The sequence below is a fragment of the Delftia sp. ZNC0008 genome (assembly GCF_000799035.1).
GTDB lineage: Bacteria > Pseudomonadota > Gammaproteobacteria > Burkholderiales > Burkholderiaceae_C > Comamonas > Comamonas tsuruhatensis.
This window is the reverse complement of record NZ_JTKZ01000911.1, coordinates 1-1,428: the sequence shown is the minus strand read 5'-3', so window position 1 is coordinate 1,428 and position 1,428 is coordinate 1. Positions and strand designations below refer to the sequence as shown.

Below are 1,428 nucleotides of genomic sequence, written 5' to 3'. Positions count from 1 at the left end.
CCGCGTCCTGCGGCCACGGATCGTGGTCGCTCAAACTCAAAAAAGCATTAAAAATATGCTTTTTATATTGAATTTAATATATGAAATTCAGGGCCCTGGCGGCTTGATGTGAGTCAAGCAATGGGCTTGCAAAGCGCCACCGACTGCCTGCCATGGACAGGCGCCCAAGGCAGTCCATAGCGTGTGGCGCAGGGATTAAGACGGGGTTAACAGGGTGACTGCATTCCTCGGGAATGCGGGGCGCGTATCGGAAATCACCCTCTTGTTTCCGTGCGCGGCCCCGGTCTAGGCTGCTTGTGTCGCCACTGCCAAGGAGTTCTCCATGAACCATGCCCTGAACAGCCTTGCTTCGGAACTGGACCTTGCCGCCGAAGCCGGCGAGCACCTGAGGCTGCAATTCACACAGGCCTGCGTGGACCGCATCGCGCACCTGCTGGAAGACCCGGACGTCATCCGCTGCGCACAAGGCCTTCGCCGCTACCTGGACGGCCAGATCGACAGGCAGGAGCTGGACCGCCTGGCTCGCGAGGCCGCCAGCCTGGCCAACCACCACCAGGGATCACGCTCCCTCGACGGCTGCGGCCATGCCGCCGTGTCCGCCACCTATGCCACGGCCCATGGGCTGGCGGGCCGGGCGCTGCAGGCGGCCGACTATGCGGCCTACGCCATGGTCTATGGCGAGGGCGGCCACGGCGCCGTCACGGACCGCGAATCGTTCGAGCCTGAATACCAATGGCAGGCGCGCTGCCTGGCCTCGCTGGCCCAGGCCGCTCAGCAGCGCACGTAGCACCAGCCCGACTGCTGCAGCAGGGCCAGTGACTCGATGCCGCCCTGCGGCAGCACGCGCATGCCGGCAGGCGCCTCGCGGCCCAGCTTCCTGAGCGTGTTCGGGCAGACCAGCGCATGGGCCAGGGCGGCCGCATCCAGATGCTGCGGCGTGCCCGGCGCGGCGTCCAGCAGTGCCTCGACGGCCGGGCCGTTGATGACGATGCGGACCTCGGCACCGGGCCGGTCCTGGCGCAGGTTGGCCAGATTGCTGCGTGCACGGGCCAGGGCGCCGGGTGTGGGCGCATGCAGCACGATGCGCAGCGGCGGCGCATCCGGCCGGACGGGGAACAGGTCGCTCCAGTCGCTGGAGGCGGTGGAAGCGGTGGAAGCGGCGGGAGAACGGCTTGTGCTCATGGTCGTCCTCGTCATTTCCTGCCACGCGGCCCCATGACCTCTTCCAGCAGGCCCGGCGGCAGGCCGGTGCGTACCTGCACCAGCCCCTTGTCATCCTTCCAGACCAGGGCCGGCGTGGCACGCAGCCCCCAGGTGGACATCAGCGAGGCATGGCTGGCCAGCACCTGCCGCGTGGCCTGCGGCACCGGGGCCAGCGGAGTGGCGCCCGCGCCCTCTGCGCTGGCGCGGCCGGCCTTGGCATAGGCG

At 67.9% G+C, this 1,428-nt stretch carries 2 protein-coding genes and 1 pseudogene; 1 reads left to right on the top strand and 2 read right to left on the bottom strand.

What is annotated here, in order from left to right; translation table 11 throughout:
• The first annotated feature begins 322 nt into the window (after positions 1-322).
• On the top strand, positions 323-787 hold the full coding sequence (locus tag L995_RS29420) for a hypothetical protein (RefSeq protein WP_012206046.1): 465 nt from the start codon (positions 323-325) through the stop codon (positions 785-787).
• Here the strand turns inward: L995_RS29420 and L995_RS29415 are convergent.
• Positions 772-1,182, bottom strand: a complete 411-nt coding sequence (locus L995_RS29415; protein WP_047474975.1) for a DsrE family protein — start codon at positions 1,180-1,182, stop codon at positions 772-774. The two genes, L995_RS29420 and L995_RS29415, sit on opposite strands and share 16 nt — an antisense overlap.
• 11 nt (positions 1,183-1,193) lie before the next feature.
• Positions 1,194-1,428: pseudogene (locus tag L995_RS29410) on the bottom strand (thiol:disulfide interchange protein DsbG); the annotation flags it as partial.

Excerpts from the sequence above, each read along its gene's own strand:
- L995_RS29415 (WP_047474975.1), bottom strand. The coding sequence starts at position 1,182 with ATGAGCACAAGCCGTTCTCCCGCCGCTTCCACCGCTTCCACCGCCTCC.
- L995_RS29420 (WP_012206046.1), top strand. The coding sequence starts at position 323 with ATGAACCATGCCCTGAACAGCCTTGCTTCGGAACTGGACCTTGCCGCC.